This is a genomic window from Stieleria marina, assembly GCA_007741555.1.
GTDB lineage: Bacteria > Planctomycetota > Planctomycetia > Pirellulales > Pirellulaceae > K23-9.
Genome location: CP036526.1, coordinates 2,108,686 through 2,126,330, shown reverse-complemented (window position 1 = coordinate 2,126,330; position 17,645 = coordinate 2,108,686). Strand labels below are relative to the sequence as shown.

At 52.8% G+C, this 17,645-nt stretch carries 12 protein-coding genes and 2 rRNA genes; 8 read left to right on the top strand and 6 right to left on the bottom strand.

The annotated features are described in order from the left end of the window. The first annotated feature begins 921 nt into the window (after positions 1–921). Positions 922–3,826, top strand: a 23S ribosomal RNA gene (locus K239x_RS07505). A gap of 141 nt (positions 3,827–3,967) precedes the next feature. After that, positions 3,968–4,076: ribosomal RNA gene (gene rrf, locus K239x_RS07500) — 5S ribosomal RNA — on the top strand. A gap of 227 nt (positions 4,077–4,303) precedes the next feature. Here the strand turns inward: rrf and K239x_RS07495 are convergent. Then, positions 4,304–4,948 (bottom strand): class I SAM-dependent methyltransferase, encoded by a 645-nt coding sequence (locus K239x_RS07495; protein ID WP_145417171.1) that lies wholly within the window; start codon positions 4,946–4,948, stop codon positions 4,304–4,306. Between the two features lie 619 nt (positions 4,949–5,567). Next, positions 5,568–6,230: a PEP-CTERM sorting domain-containing protein gene (locus tag K239x_RS07490; protein WP_145417169.1), complete on the bottom strand. Its 663-nt coding sequence runs from the start codon at positions 6,228–6,230 to the stop codon at positions 5,568–5,570. Between the two features lie 238 nt (positions 6,231–6,468). Here K239x_RS07490 and K239x_RS07485 point away from each other — a divergent pair, with 238 nt between their 5' ends. Continuing rightward, positions 6,469–7,410 carry a TIGR00266 family protein gene (locus K239x_RS07485; RefSeq protein ID WP_145417167.1) on the top strand — a complete coding sequence of 314 codons (942 nt, stop codon included), beginning with the start codon at positions 6,469–6,471 and terminating at the stop codon, positions 7,408–7,410. Positions 7,411–7,760: 350 nt separating this feature from the next. Here K239x_RS07485 and K239x_RS07480 read toward each other — a convergent pair whose 3' ends face one another. Continuing rightward, positions 7,761–9,617, bottom strand: coding sequence for a Calx-beta domain-containing protein (locus K239x_RS07480; RefSeq protein ID WP_419190057.1), 1,857 nt, complete (start codon positions 9,615–9,617; stop codon positions 7,761–7,763). A 305-nt stretch (positions 9,618–9,922) separates the two neighbouring features. Here K239x_RS07480 and K239x_RS07475 point away from each other — a divergent pair, with 305 nt between their 5' ends. The 3 genes from K239x_RS07475 to K239x_RS07465 all read left to right on the top strand — a co-directional run bounded on the left by K239x_RS07475 (position 9,923) and on the right by K239x_RS07465 (position 11,907). After that, on the top strand, positions 9,923–10,579 hold the full coding sequence (locus tag K239x_RS07475; RefSeq protein WP_419189786.1) for a hypothetical protein: 657 nt from the start codon (positions 9,923–9,925) through the stop codon (positions 10,577–10,579). A gap of 104 nt (positions 10,580–10,683) precedes the next feature. Further along, positions 10,684–11,529, top strand: coding sequence for a sugar phosphate isomerase/epimerase family protein (locus K239x_RS07470; RefSeq protein WP_145417161.1), 846 nt, complete (start codon positions 10,684–10,686; stop codon positions 11,527–11,529). Next, positions 11,530–11,907 carry a histidine kinase gene (locus K239x_RS07465; RefSeq protein ID WP_419189785.1) on the top strand — a complete coding sequence of 126 codons (378 nt, stop codon included), beginning with the start codon at positions 11,530–11,532 and terminating at the stop codon, positions 11,905–11,907. A gap of 11 nt (positions 11,908–11,918) precedes the next feature. Here K239x_RS07465 and K239x_RS07460 read toward each other — a convergent pair whose 3' ends face one another. Beyond that, entirely contained in the window at positions 11,919–13,187 is a 1,269-nt protein-coding gene (locus K239x_RS07460; protein WP_145417159.1) for a HEAT repeat domain-containing protein, read from the bottom strand. 296 nt (positions 13,188–13,483) lie between these two features. Here K239x_RS07460 and K239x_RS07455 point away from each other — a divergent pair, with 296 nt between their 5' ends. Further along, positions 13,484–14,308 carry a phosphoadenylyl-sulfate reductase gene (locus tag K239x_RS07455; RefSeq protein ID WP_145417157.1) on the top strand — a complete coding sequence of 275 codons (825 nt, stop codon included), beginning with the start codon at positions 13,484–13,486 and terminating at the stop codon, positions 14,306–14,308. 9 nt (positions 14,309–14,317) lie between these two features. Further along, complete coding sequence (locus tag K239x_RS07450) at positions 14,318–14,743, top strand: Rrf2 family transcriptional regulator (RefSeq protein WP_145417155.1); 426 nt, start codon at positions 14,318–14,320, stop codon at positions 14,741–14,743. 26 nt (positions 14,744–14,769) lie between these two features. On the opposite strand, the gene K239x_RS07445 is transcribed toward K239x_RS07450, so the two are convergent. Beyond that, positions 14,770–15,861, bottom strand: coding sequence for an ADP-ribosylation factor-directed GTPase activating protein isoform b (locus K239x_RS07445; protein ID WP_419189784.1), 1,092 nt, complete (start codon positions 15,859–15,861; stop codon positions 14,770–14,772). Positions 15,862–15,899: 38 nt separating this feature from the next. After that, the gene (locus tag K239x_RS07440) at positions 15,900–17,630 is read right to left on the bottom strand and encodes a flagellar basal body P-ring protein FlgI (protein WP_145417151.1); all 1,731 of its coding nucleotides are present in this window, start codon (positions 17,628–17,630) and stop codon (positions 15,900–15,902) included. Between the last annotated feature and the right edge of the window lie 15 nt (positions 17,631–17,645).

Here is a 17,645-nt window from a genome sequence, read left to right as displayed (position 1 = left end):
TCACGGTTCACCGGCACAGCCGCCGATGGGTCATCGCACCTCAAAGCCAGTCGAACCGCTGCCAAATCTGGTTGCATGGCCGCCGTAAAACGTCACCAACCGTGAAAACCTACGAAAGCTAGAGAAGATGTCAGGCTTACGGCCTGAAAAAGCCGATGAGACTCACTCGGCAAAACACGGGAAAAGTGTTTTTATCTCAAAGATTGTCCCAAGAGGTGTTGACCCGAAACCGCAGATCGCTATCTTTCTCTTCTCGCAAGCAAGTCACCTCCGCGACACGGACTGACAAGCTTGCAGCTCGAGTCTTGCCAGGCTTCGATCGAGGTAACAAACTCAGTCGAATGACCGCGAAAGACTCGGAGGCAGTCGCCAAGAAAATCATTTGAGAATTATCTCACCTGACACTTGACGACAGGATTTAGCATCGCTATCTTCCCGCCTCACTTGTTGTGAACAACCGGCTGACTTCGTTGTTTGAAGTCGCCCGGCTGCTCACCGCAGCGTCCCTTGTTGGGATCTGGCCTCCGGGTCTGCTGATCAACAAGTAATTGATTTTTAACAATTTGGTTGTTTGGTAATTGGCATCTGATTGAGCAATATGCTTATGAGATGAACCAAGACTTAGGTCGAGGTGAATCGATTGAGTTTGTTGTTTTTAAAGATACAAGTTCTTTAAGTAGCGTCGTTGAGTCACTTCACAATTTGTGATTCAACGCAAATGTATTCTTATAGGATTCTGTGCAACGTGGTTACCTTGAGGCTTTGAGTTACTCCTGCTGGATATCTCAAAGACGTCGTCGGTCTTAGGTCCGACATGATTGGTAACCAACACATGTGATATCGTTCAGTAATGAAACTGCTCGCGATTGCGATTTTGGTGCTTAAGTCACTTGGCTTAAGTATTGAGTTCGGGATTTCGACGGCCAAATTACTAAGGGCACATGGGGGATGTCTTGGCATTAAAAGTGAGAAGGGCGTGGAAGTCTGCGAAATGCCTGGGGGAGCTGACAAACAAGCTATGATCCCGGGATTCCTGAAAACGGCCTGCTGAATACATAGGCAGGCACGTAACAACCTGGTGAACTGAAACATCTAAGTAACCAGAGGAAGAGAAAGAAAAATCGATTCCGTAAGTAGCGGCGAGCGAAAGCGGAACAGCCCAAACCTTGGAGGTTTCCTCCGAGGGGTTGTAGGACTCCAACATCTGATTGATTGCTGCTAGTAGAAGATTCTGGAAAGGATCACCACAGAGGGTAACAGTCCCGTATACGAAAGTAAGTAGTCACAGTAGGAGCACCTGAGTAGGTCCAGTCACGTGAAACCTGGACTGAATCCACGGAGACCATTCCGTAAGGCTAAATACTCTTTAATGACCGATAGCGAACCAGTAGCGTGAGTGAATGGTGAGAAGAACCCCGTCTAGGGGAGGATAGTGAACCTGAAACCATGTGCCTACAAGCGGTCGGAGCCCTATGGCGTTTACGTCACGGGTGACGGCGTGCCTTTTGCATAATGATCCGGCGAGTTGTGGTATGCGGCTTGGTTAAGTCTTTACGGGACGAAGCCCAAGGGAAACCGAGTCTGAATAGGGCGAAAATTGGTCGTATGCTGCAGACGCGAAAGCTGTGTGATCTACCCATGAGCAGGTTGAAGCGCGGGTTAAACTGCGTGGAGGACCGAACCCACTTAGGTTGAAAACTGAGGGGATGACTTGTGGGGAGGACTGAAAGTGTAATCAAACCAGCAGATAGCTCGTTCTCTCCGAAATATCTTGAGGGATAGCGTCGAGCCACTATTTACCGGGGGTAGAGATACTGAATCGGATGGGGGCCCTTCCCGGGGTACCTCACCGAACCAAACTCCGAATACCGGTAAAATTATCTCGGCAGTCAGTCCCTGGGGGATAAGCTCCAGGGTCGAGAGGGAAACAACCCAGATCGCCTGCTAAGGTCCCGAAGGACTACTTAGTCACTAAGGAAGTTGAAGTGCCGTGACAGCTGGGATGTTGGCTTAGAAGCAGCCACCATTTAAAAAGTGCGTAACAGCTTACCAGTCGAGCATTTCTGCGCCGATAATGAACGGGAGTAAGTAGTACACCGAAGCAGCGGATTCTAGATTTATCTAGAGTGGTAGGAGAGCGCCGATAGACAGAAACAAGCCATACGGTAACGAGTGGTGTCGGGTCTATCGGGTGATTATGCCGGAATGAGTAACGATAAAACAGGTGAGAATCCTGTTCGCCGAAAGCCTAAGGTTTCCTGGGGAAGGCAATTCCGCCCAGGGTTAGCCGGTCCCTTAGTCAAGGCCGAAAGGCGTAGACGATGGATAGCAGGTCAACATTCCTGCGCTGGCTGTATGTTCGATGCTGGGACGGCGTCCGAAAAGTGAGCGGTACGACTAGAAATGTCCGTAGCGAAAACTGAGGTGTTGGGGACTAAATCACCCGACATAAGCCAAGGTTGAGCTCGAGAGCGTTTAAGTTCTCGAAGTCATTGGAAGGACGTCCAAGAAAAGCAGCTAAGTTATGCATACAGCTAACCGTACTAAAACTGACACAGGTAGGCGAGATGAGAATTCTAAGGCGCTCGGGAGAACGGTGGTTAAGGAACTCTGCAAAATGGCCCCGTAAGTTCGCGATAAGGGGCGCCTCTTTTGGTTCACGCTGAGAGAGGCCACAGAAAATCGGCTCTAACGACTGTTTATCAAAAACACAGGTCTCTGCTAACACGCAAGTGGATGTATAGAGACTGACGCCTGCCCGGTGCTGGTAGGTTAAGGAAGAGAGTTAGCCCTTCGGGGCGAAGCCCGCGACCGAAGCCCCAGTAAACGGCGGCCCTAACTATGAGGGTCCTAAGGTAGCGAAGTTCCTTGTCGGGTAAGTTCCGACCTGCATGAAAGGCGTAACGATTTGAGCACTGTCTCAACCACCGACCCGGTGAAATTGTAGTCGTGGTGAAGATGCCACGTACCCGCGGTTAGACGGAAAGACCCCGTGAACCTTTACTGTAGGCTGATATTGGGTTGAGATATGTTCTGTGTAGGATAGCTGGGAGACTTTGAGATCGGCACGCTAGTGTCGAAGGAGTCGTTGTTGAAATACCAGCCTGGTCATATTTTAATTCTAACTTCGATCCCCTGAATCGGGGCGAAGGACAGTGTCAGTCGGGCAGTTTGACTGGGGCGGTCTCCTCCCAAAGAGTAACGGAGGAGTACAAAGGTACACTCAGCCTGGTCGGCAATCAGGCGTAGAGCGTAAAGGTAGAAGTGTGCTTGACTGCGAGACTCATAAGTCGAGCAGGAACGAAAGTTGGTCTTAGTGATCCGGTAATCCCGAATGGAAGGGTTATCGCTCATCAGATAAAAGGTACTCCGGGGATAACAGGCTTATCGCATCCGAGCGTCCACAGCGGCGATGCGGTTTGGCACCTCGATGTCGGCTCATCACATCCTGGGGGTGTAGAAGCTCCCAAGGGTTTGGCTGTTCGCCAATGAAAGTGGTACGTGAGCTGGGTTCAGACCGTCGTGAGACAGGTCGGTCCCTATCTGCCGTGGGCGTTCGAGTCTTGAGGAGATTCAACTTTAGTACGAGAGGATTTAGTTGGACGAAGCTCTGGTGTACCAGTTGTCGCGCTAGCGGCACGGCTGGATAGCTAACTTCGGAAAGGATAAACGCTGAAAGCATCTAAGCGTGAAGCCCACTCCAAGATTAGGACTCGTTGTTCAATAGAACGAGAGCCCCCTGGAAGACTACCAGGTTGATAGGCTGGACGTGTACGCTGGGTAACCAGTTAAGCTAACCAGTACTAACGGGCGAAGATTTGGCCGTCGATATCCCGCACTCAAAGTCCTAACCGACTTTGGATCGTATAAGGATACAGACAGCTGCTAGAAGGGCTTAAGTCTCAATCGCAAATATCAATTACCAAACACCGGCTTGTCGGTGGCGAAATATCCGTCGGCAAGTCTTTCTGGCGACCATATCGGAAAGGTCCCACCTGTTCCCATCCCGAACACAGTAGTTAAGCTTTCCGAGCCGATGATAGTGCACACCAGCGTGAAAGTAGGTATTGCCAGATTTTTAAAACCCCTTTGTTGTTTCGACAACAAAGGGGTTTTTTTCGTGCGCGCATTGCACCGTTTGTTTGCGATATGTCGCGTCCCGGCCTGGTTCGCCCCATTGATGATGGTCGCCGACACGGTCGTCATACTTCCGTTGCGATCATCGTCAAGAGTTTCGGCCTGGCTAGATGAATCACCTCCGATCCGATTCGGACCGCATTCGGCACAGGGCACCAACGGAACACTAATCGACCGAACATAAATACATGCAACGGTAGACCCTGCCCGGATCAACATCGTCCTCTCGTCGAATGACGTACTGACGCAAAACAGGCAGACCGAACATTGACAACAGCAATCGCCATTCTTGGTCCGAACGAAACACGCCACCAGGCTGGTGCTTATGATTTCGATCATGCCAACTGGCGGCGTAGTCAATCCCAGTGAGATCTTCTCCTATCAAGACGTACCGAGCAGCAATCTCTTTCACCTGCCGCAAAATCGGCAGGGCATTCTCAGCTGCATGATGCAGCACAAAGTTCAAGATCACCAAGTCAAACGTCTCCCCAGCAGGAAAGGGTAACGTGCGACCGTCATACGTCATTCCGCCACCGTGATAGCCGCCCGTTCCAGTGCGCTGCGGTGATGCGAGATTCAGCATCGTGTATTCGATGCCTTGCTCCTGACAAAAAGATTGATACTCGTTACCACCAATATCCAGTATCCGCTCCCCGCCATCACTAGCGATCAACTCACTGATGATCGCTTGCGTGCGTATTTTTCGGTCCGCGATCCGATTTGTAACCGGCAAGTAGACGACACGAGATCCATCTTCATGGAAACACTCGTGCTCTTCGACAGGATTGTCATTTTGATCACCGAGCGACATCAACTCCGCCTTTGTTCTTTCCAGATTGTCAGCCGCTTTTCGGCGGCAATTGTGCTTGCAAACGAATATTGAAATACTGCCTCGGCGTTTCACTTGGCGAAAGCTTCCATCCATGCACAACCCACTATCATTCTCGTGTGACACTGATTTCAGGCTATCCTGAAACTACAACGTCACTTTTCTGAGGGCGTTCGACAACCTTACTGCAAATCTACGCGAGCCGTGTCACACAGAACAACAATCATAGCGTGGAGCAGTGCTTATAGATGAAGGTGTGCTGACCGTTGCCTACTTAGTTCCCTCGGAGTCAAGGCTCGTGAACTTGGTGAATACGAAACACTCCTCTTCAAACTCGGTGATGAAGACGACGGCGCTAGATGTATTTCAGATCCCACGAAGCTGCAACAACGGAGAGCAACACAAACCAAAGCTGCCCGACAGCAAGCGATTGCGATCTCACTCGATCCAGTTGGCAATAAGGCGTAGTTGCGAGGCTCAGAAATGAGTTTCTCAGAAAGCAGAATCTTACCACGGCAACTGATAAGCCCCCGACGATTTCAGACCATAGCTCTGTGCCCATCTCGCCTAAAACGAGAGATCTTACGTCTGTGTAAGCCGACTACCGCTCAGGCAGTTCCGACGCGTCGGCTTCTTGCTTTGGCAGTAGTCTCGAGGCACTACGCCGACGGCGATTCAATAGCACCACACCTCCAATCGCAAGGAACCCCAAAGACGCAGGCTCAGGCACTGCCGTCACACTAAAACTCGTCAAGCTATAGTCTCCCCCGGAGGCCTCAAGGACAAACGACTGCCCCACAGCCACTTCATTTGATGACGAAAAATTGAACGTATCTATAGCGTCTCCGGTATCATCAAGCGATATCTGAGGACTTAAACCGATCGTCGCAAGAATCTGCTCGGTAGTACTTAGATTCGTCGCAACCACCTGAGTCACATTCACAACTTGGTCAAACGTAATCGTAAGCACTTCATTACCACCAATTGCATCACCATTATTTGCCGAGGTATTGTTGCCGTCGCTAATGCCGAACGTCATTGCATTCGAGTTGAGATTATCCGATCCTGCGTCAAATGTCGCGGTGATGCCACCAACTGTCAACATTGCCGTCGAGTTGTTGTCGAAGGTTCCGGGTTGACCGAACAAATTGAATACGATGGCAGCTTCCGTGCTACACGCGAAAAGGGAAACCGCTAGAGCAACAAGTGCGGGTCGAAACGCCTGCAGGGAAAGCATTGTTTCTCTTTCAACGAGAAGGAACACGGAATCTATTCTACTACCAATTCTATGCAAAAAATCGCCGGTGCTGAAGGACTAAGACGGGCAAAAAAACGTCCCGAAGTAGATTTTCCCTCACGTACAACGCCGTTCGCTGCAGCCAAATTGTCATTGCCTGCTACCACACAATCGCAGCGCCCCCAAACAACGCGGTTTCGGCCTGTTACTGATTCCGCGAGTATTTTTCGCTGAAACATTTCCAATAGCCCAGAACTATTCAACGATGAACCTCTACTGCGACTGTGGCAAAGAACTTCGTGTCTCGGATCAATATGCTGGCCGCCGAGTTCGCTGCCCATCCTGCCAATCGGTTCTGGACGTGCCTGAAACGGAGATCGCCATTGCCGAGGCGATTGTGACGTCGAGACCCAGCCGACAGTATTGTCACGAAGTTGATTACGAAATCGTGGGCGACGATATGCAGATGGTGATCGTCGAACTGGATCCGGCCGAAACAGTGATCGCCGAAGCGGGTGCGATGACCTACATGGAAGAGGGCATTCATTTTGAAACTAAGATGGGTGATGGCTCCGAACCCGAACAAGGGTTCTTTGGCAAAGTGCTTAGTGCGGGAAAACGCGCGGTCACGGGCGAGTCTATTTTCATGACTCACTTTACGCACCAAGGCCAAGGTAAAAGTCATGTTGCATTCGCGGCACCGTATCCCGGTAAGATCATTCCCATCGATTTGGCTTCGATCGCAGGCAACGATCTTTTGTGTCAGAAGGATGCGTTTCTTTGCGCGGCGCACGGCACCAAAGTCACGATCGCATTCAACAAGAAAATTGGCGCGGGACTTTTCGGCGGCGAAGGCTTCATCCTGCAAAAACTGGTCGGCGACGGGATGGCATTTATCCACGCCGGCGGCACGGTGATCGAGCGCGAACTGAACAACGAAACCTTGCGAGTCGACACGGGCTGCTTGGTCGCATTTGAACCACACATTCAGTACGACATCGAACGAGCCGGAAATCTAAAGAGCATGTTCTTCGGCGGTGAAGGTCTCTTCCTGGCGACACTTCGCGGCACCGGCCGCGTCTGGCTACAGAGCCTGCCGTTCTCAAGACTCGCTGGTCGCGTCCTGATGAACGCCGGTAGCGGCGGCAAAGGCGAAGGTTCCATCTTAGGCTCGCTCGGTGGTCTAATCGATGGCGACAATTTTTAGACGATCGGACTCTGCACCTAGGATCTGCTGACTTTGCTGCCAACCCCGCGGCGAAGTTGCTGATAGCCTCGACAGTATTCCCTTAACCCCGAACTGAATTGAAAACCAACTGGTCAGCTTCTTGGTCCGGTTTCAAGTAAGTCCGGCCGATGACGATTCATGTTTTGCTCAGCCTACTGCTTTGCAGTGCCCTGAGTTTATCCCCAGCGATGAATGTTCGGATTGTGCAACACTCGTCGTTTCTATTCATGCAAGATTTTAGACAAGCGTCACGTTGTTGACCCATTGAAGTTCTTTTGTCACTCGACCTGGGTATTCGCTCAGCGGTTGAAAACAAATCAACTTTTTTTTTACTCCGTGCGTTCAAGGAACATTGCATCCATTGACGGAATCGTGACGGACGTCGATCCGTGGGAGATCGTTTTTTCGGATTCAGAAAGGTTCGCATAGATGGAGTAGTGCTCAAACTCTCGTTGCAGAATATCGTCTGCCAACGTATAGGTTCCGAGCGGTAATCCGATTGCCAGCTGCCGCTCAACGGGGAAGTCTTCTAACTCCGCGGTCGTATAAAAATCATCGACGCCAAACTTGAAATACGATTGCCCAGGCACCCAGCCCATCAGAAAACACGCGTACGCGAATCGGCCCATCCGCACTGTTCGCGTCTGATCACCGTCGTGATAGACGTTGGTTTTCATCAACAGAACTTTGTCGTCAGCAAGTTGCATCAGATCAATGTCGTCAAGCAACGAGGATCGAAGCATGCCGAAAGGTTCGATCGCGAATGATTCGTTCAGCGCTCCGTCGGTGTATGCCAATTGGAATGTGTCGCGATCCGCCCCACGCAGGTTCGACTGACCGATGCCATTGAAAATAACGGAGTAGCCCTGCGAATTTAACAATGTCTTCGTATCCTGAAGCAAGGATGCGAGCCCTGCATTCCAAGCATCGATTTCGGTTTGACCGCCTAACAAATCTTGCCAGAAAGTAGCTTCGCCGTAGTCGCCGATCGGGCCAGCGGAATCAAAAGCGATTCCGTCATAGAGCCCCGTGTCCAGCCAAAGTGCGATCGTGGCCAAAATCCAAGCACGGCATTCGGGGTTTCTTAAATCGTAATAGTTGGCGTCCGAACGATCGGTCGAAATACGAACCAAATTTCCGCCAGCGTCTTTGAGCAGCCAGTCTTCGTCGGGCGTCGTCCCCCAACGGCTTTCGACGAACCAGTGTTTCGCGTTGAAATAGGGCAGTACTTTCAGTTCCGAATTGCGTTGTCTGAGCAGTTCCGTTTCTTCGTTGTGAGTTTCGATATCGAAGAATGCGTGAAATTTTGCCAACACGACAAATTTGGTATTGGTCGCAATCGCGTCCAGTTCCGCATCGGTAAACCGTCGCCCAAATGTGCCAATCCAGGCAAAACTACTAGCTGGATCGATAGGTGCGGGAATGACCAGATGATCGTCATCTAGAATTCGAATCGTTGTGCGAATTCGATCGGCCTCTGGATCGTCCAACACAAGTTCTGCGTTGGAAGGATTGCGCATGTACAAATAGAACTGCTGCCGCCCCTCCAGATCCGAATCGGGAACGAGGTTGACCACGTAATTGAAAACAATTCCCGCGGATTGAAAGAGCACGCGCTGGGCAACGGGCGAAAACTCAAGTTCCGTTGCCGTATTGGGGGCGGTGTGAACGGTGAACCGAATTTTCTTTTCGCTACGATGGCTTAGCCGGACGCGAATGTTCGCCTTCGTGATGCCGCCATTTGTTCCTTCGACAAAAGACTGAACGGTGCGATCAAAACGAATCGTCGGCTCGGCGTCATTGTCACGGATCGTCACACGAGCTCGATTCGATACCAAATCCACTCGTTGTGGATTGCGAAAGAAGACCCAAAAGAACTGGTCTGGTTCATCGATATCATCTTCTTTGGTCTGGAAAGACACTGACATTTCAGTAACGCCGGGCGCAAAGGTAATCCTTTGGGACTTGGAGGCAAAATCGCGGCCGGAAATCGCGTTTCCAAATCGAGTCGATGCAGTTAGACGTACCGGATGAGAGGAGGGTGCAGATAACCGCAGCTGTAACGTAACCGCTTCCCCTTCATTGACGACGACGTCATCAAACAAGAGTGTTGGCAATTCGTCGCCACTCGCGGTGGATAAACTAACGAAAAGCAGTAATAGAAACAGTGACAACTGACGACACATTGAAAACACCTGAATCACAAACGAAACAAAGGCCCATGGAAGGAACACTGTAATTTAGCGGCGGAATATATCCATAGCCGCCGGTGCCGTTTCAAGCACAGGGCGAATCAATTTCCGAAGAGTCGAGGTTTGTTTTTAGCGAAATAGCACAAGCCATCCAGTCTTTGACGCACCGGACGGCTCGCGCCGTTCCGCTAGCAGTTGCCCCATTTTCAAAAAGTGACTTGCCCTGGTTCAAGCCGTCGGCTGTGGAGAAAAAGGCGAAATACTGATACGCTGACGGCATGAATTTCCTTTGCCATGCGATGCCTTATTTTGACACTCCGTTGTTGGCTTCTTGTACGGCGGTGCCGGACTGGTTAAGTGTGGTGGATCGCAAGATTCGCGCACGCGGCAAATTAGCCTCGCAGTTTCTCGATAGCGACGATGAATCGCTTCGACTGGTTGCTTCGGGAATCATTCGTCATATCGAAGACGACAAGTGGTTCCACGGCACGCAAGCGTTTGTCGAAACAAACATGCGGCTGGCAGTTGAACTACGTGACCTGTTGCCCGGTGACGCTGGATTCCGGCCTACCTTTGTCGGCCACATTCTGATTGAAATGCTGCTGGACGCGTTTTGGATTCGCGATGATCCATCGATCGGCGAGCGGTACTATGCGATGCTTGATGACGTCTCGCACCAGGACATTCAGCGATGCGTGAATCAGATCACGGGTAAGCCAACCGACGAACTACAAGCAACGGTGGGGCGTTTTGTGGAGATGCGGTTCCTGTTCGACTACCTAGAGCACGACCGGCTTCTGTTTCGTCTGAACCAAGTGATGAAGCGAGTGAAATTGGCACCGCTTCCTGATTCCCTACTCGACTGGCTCCCTGGAGCGTCGAAACTGATAGAATCTCGTCGAGAACGATTGTTAACGCCGCCAGATGGGTCGGTTCCCTTCGCGGCTTTTTTCTGAATAATTTGCTCGTGAGCCGACGGTGAGTCCCCCAGGTGTTGGTGGATAGCCCGTGGCTAGCGCCAGCGGCTCACGTTATCCAATGATTTTTTTGTGAGAGACGAATGAAATACGGAATGAACTTGTTGCTTTGGTCCGGCGAAGTCACCGATGAACTACTGCCAGTTTGCAAACAACTGAAAGACGTCGGCTACGATGGCGTCGAATTGCCGATGTTCAACTTGGATTTGGACTACGCCGGGTTGGGAAAACACCTCGACGACATGGGGCTAGGCCGCACCGCGGTGACAATTCGTGGCGAAGAAGACAACCCGATTTCACCGGACGCAGCGATTCGCGCCAAAGGGGTGGAGCTGACTAAAAAGACTCTCGACTGTTGTGCTGCGGCGGGTGTTGAGACACTTGTTGGCCCTTACCATTCCGCGATCGGATACTTCAGCGGCGAAGGCCCGACCGAAGACGAATGGAAATGGGGCGTCGAAAGCATGCGGGCTGTCGCTGAGCATGCGGGCAAAGTCGGCGTGCAATTGGGCGTCGAAGCACTGAACCGATTTGAGTGTTACTTCTTGAACACGCATGCCGACTCGGCGCGTTTTGTGCGCGAAGTCGATCACCCTGCCTGCGGCATGATGTACGACACTTTCCACAGCAATATCGAAGAAAAATCGATTGCCGATGCGGTCAGTGCTGGCGGTGACAAACTGGTCCACATCCACATCAGCGAAAATGATCGCAGCACCCCAGGTGCGGGCATCGTACGATGGGATGACAACTTTGATGCGATCAGCAAAAGCGGCTACGATAGCTGGATGGTGATCGAAGCGTTCGGGTTGTCACTTCCCGAAATTGCTGCCGCAACCAAAATCTGGCGTCGGATGTACAAGGACGAAATCACGCTGGCCAGCGAAGGTTTGAAGTTCATGAAGGGCGAAGTCGAGAAACGTGCTTAAGTGAACGAGCAACCCCACCCCCAAACGCCCGAAGCAGATTTTTCGGGCGTTGTTGTCTTCCTTTCCGGCGATTTGATGTTTGCCTCGCGTGTGCGCGGAGCGGCCGAAAATGCGGGACTGGAATTCAAATTGAGCGGACGATTGCCCGAAGATGCAGGGGGCGTTATTCGCTACGTGATTTTGGACTTGGCAACGATGAGCAAACTGACTGGCGATTTGCCAGAGCAGTGTGCCAATCTGTGTGCCGACGCCAAGGTGATCGCCTACGGGCCGCACGTGCAGGTGGCCAAATTAGATGCCGCCAAATCGGCTGGGATCGAATCGGTGCTGACACGAGGACAGTTTGACCGCATGTTGCCGACGCTGTTTCAATCATAATGGCGGCCAGCCTACGGATCTCGACGTAAGTTGCCACGGTACGCGGTCAATTTTGCGGCGAAATATTCACGCCACGCCTGCTGATTGAAACCGTAGTCAACATCGGGTTCGATCATTTTCAGCAGCGTCAACGCATCCGTGTTTTTCCGCCGGACAGGTTTGGGTTTGTTGTCAGACCCCGTCGTGAAACCGCTGCTGCCGGTGTCGCTAAACCCGGTCGAAATGCCGGGGCCCTGGGGCACGACTTGCATGTGCGTGGTGATCAACGCATTGACGTAAGTCATCGCGAGGTGGGACTGAGGAAAATACGTCAAACCTCTCAGCGCACGTCGCACATTGTCGCTGCTGTTCTTGGGCGCCAACATGGGTACGTACGTGGCGATCGCAGAGTCCCAGCCGTATTTTTTTAGTTCCGCCAACGCAGCTTCGCGCACGACGGCATCGGGTTCATCGATTCCGGCAAGCACCAATGAACGCACCGAGACTGAGTTGCGAAAACGTCCCAGCAGTTTGACCCATTCCAAACGCAGTGCACGGGGCTGGATATTTTTGCCACGCGATTTTTCAAACTCGCCCGCAATCGCCCCTGCGGCAAGCGGGTCGCGAATGCCCTGGATCTCTTGCCAGGCTTCTTGCTGTTTCTTGCCTCGCCCCAGAAACTGGCTTCGCAGCTGCGCGACTTGCTTGATCCACTTGCTGGCCTTCACATTGGCTTCATCTTGAAACCGATCCTTGGCAACCACTTCGGGAAATTTCCAGCCACCCTTGGCCCAGATCAATCCGCGATTCCGCTGTTGGACGGCGTAGGGGATCCAGTTTCCGCGCTCGTCACGGACGTAGTCCAATGCCGCGCGAGCCAGATTGTGTTCGGGATTTAATGTGATCGCGCGCTGATAGTGAAACAACCGCTGCTGCGACAAATGATTTGCAGTGCACCATTTCCCCAATAAATAGTGCTTCTCTGGGTCGTCTCCGGCGGCTTCTGCGAGCTGTGAGTACTTCGCAAGCTCGTCCGCCGTCCGTACCCGTGTAACGCGAGCCTTTTCGATCGCGACACTGATCCCGTCATCGACCTGCACGGACACGAACCCGCCTTCGGGCGTTTCGACTTGTCGCAGGACTTTGCCGGCGAGTTGCCCGCCGCCGCGCAGCTCAATCGTATCGGTAGGAGGCAGCTCGGCGTTCAGCGTCGACGGACAGCCGATGCCGGCGATCCACAGACTGGAGATGGACGTTGCAATGATGAGCGGCGAAAACGCGGCTGAAGCTAGTCGTGACATAAAAAAGAGCCGATTAGAAGTAGTGCGAAACCTGCAAATCACCTTCCTCAAGAGTCCAACTTAGACGCCCCGAGCCGGCTTGGCGCGTGCAAATTGGCTCCAAAACGTGGTTAAGCCCCTCGATCGAGCCAAAATCGCTCAATTGGCGGGGCACCGTGGCCGATGAACATACTTGACTAATGTGATCATGTTTGTACTGTATCACTCATTGCGAGCCGATTGAAGAATTTTGGATGTCTGCCGCACGTTATCGTCAAATACTCTCGTCCACACGCCTTTCGGCCATTGAGCCCACTATGAGCGAGTCGAAGATTCCGGTGCCGCAAAGCGGTAACGCCAAGCCAACCCAACCAGCTTCACTCAATGTGCTGTCCCCAGATGATGACGGCGAGCCTCGAGGGGCGTTGGCCGCGGATCCACCGTTGGTTCCCACCGATGAGTTCCTGGCTGAGTTGGCGGCCGATAGCGACAAGCTGGAATCGTCGACGCCGCAGGAAGTTTTGAGCTGGGCGGTTGAGCGTTTTGCGCCCAAGTTCACGATGGCGACTGCGTTTGGCCCAGAGGGCATGACCATCATCCACATGCTGTCCAAGATCGCCCCCGAGACACCGATCTTTAATTTGGAAACAGGATATCAGTTCGACGAAACACTCGAGCTTCGCGAAACTGTCAAGCAGCGTTACGGCATCGAAGTCGAATTCAAGTACCCAGATCAAACGGTCCAAGAGTACGAAGCCGCCAACGGTGGCCCGGTCTACAAGACGGATCCAACACGTTGCTGCGGTGATCGCAAGCTAAAAGTACTCCGCGAGTCAGCCAAAGGTTGGCATGCGTGGGCGAGTGCGATTCGCCGGGACCAAAGTGAGTTTCGCGCGAAAGCTCCTATCGTGGGTTGGGACAGCAAGTTCCAGCTGGTCAAGATCAGCCCGCTTGCGAATTGGACCAAGAAAGACGTTTGGAGTCTGATCACCAAAGAAAACATTCCGTACAACCCACTGCACGACAAAGGCTATCCAAGCGTTGGCTGCTGGCCGTGCACACGCGCCGTGACGCTAGGCGAAGATGAGCGAGCGGGCCGGTGGGCCGGATTTAAGAAAACCGAATGTGGACTCCACGACTAGAGGTCAAATATGGTGATTTCTGCTCGAGTCCATTACGCTTGCTTGGCAATGCTGGAGCTGTCGGTTCGCGCTGGCGATGACGCGCCGGTCGCGGTTCGTGAGATCACGGATCGTCACGGAGTGCCGGGCCCCTTTCTGGTTCAAATCCTGCGCACGCTGCGATCTGTCGGATGGGTTCAGAGCATCCGCGGCAGCCAGGGAGGCTACCGATTGGCCGTTGATCCTAACGAAATCACTTTGCTCGATATCGCCGAAGCGGTCGGTTGCCAGGAATCAGGTTGCCAGACGGGAACCAAAACGACCAAGGCTGGCGAACTGCTGCAACGGTCGTGGGAAGAAGCAGCCGAGGCATCACGCGGCGTTCTCGAACGCGTCACGCTGGGCGACTTGGTTGAACGCAGTCGCCATGGTGATGAAACCATGTTTTACATCTAGCGTTTGATGAAAGACATCAGAACGACTCAATCCTGCACGCTTCGCTTTTGAAATTCGGCCAGTCCGTGCAACGCGTGATAGAGCACACCGCATTCCAGATCGATGCCTTCGCATTGGTCTAAGATTTCGCACAAGCGTCTGGCGGTACGTTCAATCCAAGGCTGACTGAGCGTTTCTTGAGGGGCAGCGATCGCCAAAAGCTCAAGCACATGCCCGGTCGTTCCTAGCGATTCGCCCAAATCCCTGGTCCAGCCTTGTCGATGAAAATAGGACGTGGAATAGGATCCGTCGGGGTTCTGGTTCTGCCTTGCGACTTCGATCGCGTCGCTGACGACTTGCTCAGCTTCTGCCCATACGCCATCCATTGGCAGCTTCTCGGCGCGGCGTTTATTCAGTGCCATCGCGATTCCGATCAAGCGGTGAGTTCCGCCACAAGCGCCTGACTGAGCACTTTCTTGATACTGCTGAACTTCGGACTGCAACAACAGTTCGGTGCTGTACGTCTCTCCGTCTCGGGCGACCCAGGTTTGAGTCGTAGGGTCCAGTGCGGTGAGCGCTATCAACGTCCAGCTAAACTCCGTTTCCAAATTCAGCGGAACGTCGAATTGCGTTTGATTGATCCAATCGCGAATCGTGTAGTCACCATCAACCGTGGTGATCGAGTCGTCTTCGCTGACACCGCTTTGCAAAATTACGGCCAACCACTGATCGCGGTGGCCTTGTCCAATCTTGCTGTCAGGCTGCAATTCGACTCGCACGCCACGACGCGGGGGCGATCCGATCATGTCACCTGCCCGCGGATTAAAACCATCCAATGCACCACCGCTGAGCAGATAGTCGACCGCAGGCTGCGATCCCCGACCGGTTTGTAAAGTAAAGTCTTGGCCGTAAGCCAGGATGCCATGCAGAACCTGCCAGGCTCCATGCAGCTCCGTCGACAAGCCTCGCTTTGCAAGATTATCGCTCAGCGATTGCTGCACATGCGCAGCCACCGGGGCGGCATCTTCCTTCGCTGAAACCTTGGAAGCATCGCCGATCATCGAGATCGCAGAAGGAGACGACGGGCAACCGACAAGAGAGATTGCGGCTGCAGCAGCTAGTAGAGTGAGTATTCGCATGGCGACTGAGATTTTGGTCGCTCAGTCGTCAAAGTCAACTACTTAGCGTTTCTTTGGTCGGACCAAATCGATTTTGACTTGTCTTCGTCCTCGCTCTCTTCTTGCTTGGTCATCCCATCGCGATAGTAGGTCCGCAGTGGCTTGGGCAGCGGATTGAGGGCCAATTGGTCGCTCATGCAACCTTTGTCCTTGGCCGCTCTCAGGACTGAAACCACGTCGCCATAGCCGCCTCCCACGCCCACAATCGCCTTGACCAACGCGGAGACGGAATTATCAGCAATGACTCGTTGATCGTCTTGCCCGGGGCTAAAACGGCTCACGCGAATTTTATTTGGGTTAGAAGGTTCCGGTTTCAGGATGAATCCCCCCGGTCCCATCAGATAGCGATCAATTTGAATCGGCGCGACATCTCCGAACAAGACGACTTCGGGAGCTTCATTCAGCGACAGTACCACTGCTGGCGGTGCATCGCTTTCGATCTGATACAGACGCAGTGCCTGACCGATCATCTCGCCATCAAGTTTTCGTCGTCCATCATCGCGACGACGAATCGAAACGAACGCGCCGTAGCGTGTTTCTAAACTTGACTGAGCGAAAAGATTCTTCAACGAATCAACCGCGCTGGGGTGCGGCATGTTTTGCAGTGCCGACAAAGCCGCGTATCGAAACGCTGGAATTTCCCGAGCGGCTTCTTCCAACGGCGCGATGCCTTCGGTGCGATCCAGGTAGGCCAACGATTGGGCGGCAAAGAACCGCAGCTCTGGGTTTTCGGATTTCAGACCAGCCAGCAATGTTGGGATTGCGTTTTCGCCAATCGCTTCCAACTGCAACGCCGCGTCAGATGCGGTGGCAGGGTCACGTAACTTATCAGCCAACTCACTTAGTCGTTGCTGCGATTCAGCGGATCCCGCTTTTGCACCGAGCGCCAAGATCACGGACATCAGCCGGTACTCATTGCCACGATAGCGTGGATGCACTTCGACTTCGATGTAATCGTCTTCTTTCGCCGTAGCGATACCACGTCGTGTTGATCCGTCAAAGAAAAAGAACCGATCATTGATCGCGGCTGTCAAGCCCTTGGCCATTTTGTAGTGCTGGTAATCCGGTCGTAAAACCAATCCCAAGTTTCGGTCATTCTGAACACGACCACCCGACAAAATCCTTGCTTCCGTTTTGAGCGAATTGTCTTTACCGGCTTCGTGGTCGGCGCGTGTTAGCACCGGACCAATCGACATCGCCATCACGTCGCTTTGCCGCACTGCACTTTGCAATACTTGCTGGTGCCGCATTCGAGTTTCTAACAGCCATCCACCGTGCAAATCTTTGACACGGCTTCGGGGAGGAGAGATCAACATCAGATCAATCGGCTCGCCGCGCCGCGCTCCAGGCGGGATCAACGCGCGAACTCGGACCAATGCTGTTTCGGACAACTCCAAAAACTGATTCGGTTTGACAACGTCGTTGCGTTTCATTTCTTCGAGCAGTTGATCGCGAAACGGCGATGGATCCGCTGGGCCGCCCGTTCCTGGCAAGCCGTTGACCACTCCGACACCTTCGACCACGATCGATTGCATCCCACGTGGCACCGCTGCTTGGCGAATCAATTCCGGAGCGTTGGGGACGTTGTGCATCAGTTCATTGAGACGTTCGTCATCCGTCTTTTCAGACTTGTCGCCCCACATCGATGCGCAACCTTGGCACAAAAAGGCTGCGGCGATCACGGCTACGCTGAGTCCGCGAGAGATTCGATGAGGCTTCTTGCCAAACATAACTGTTCCTAATGC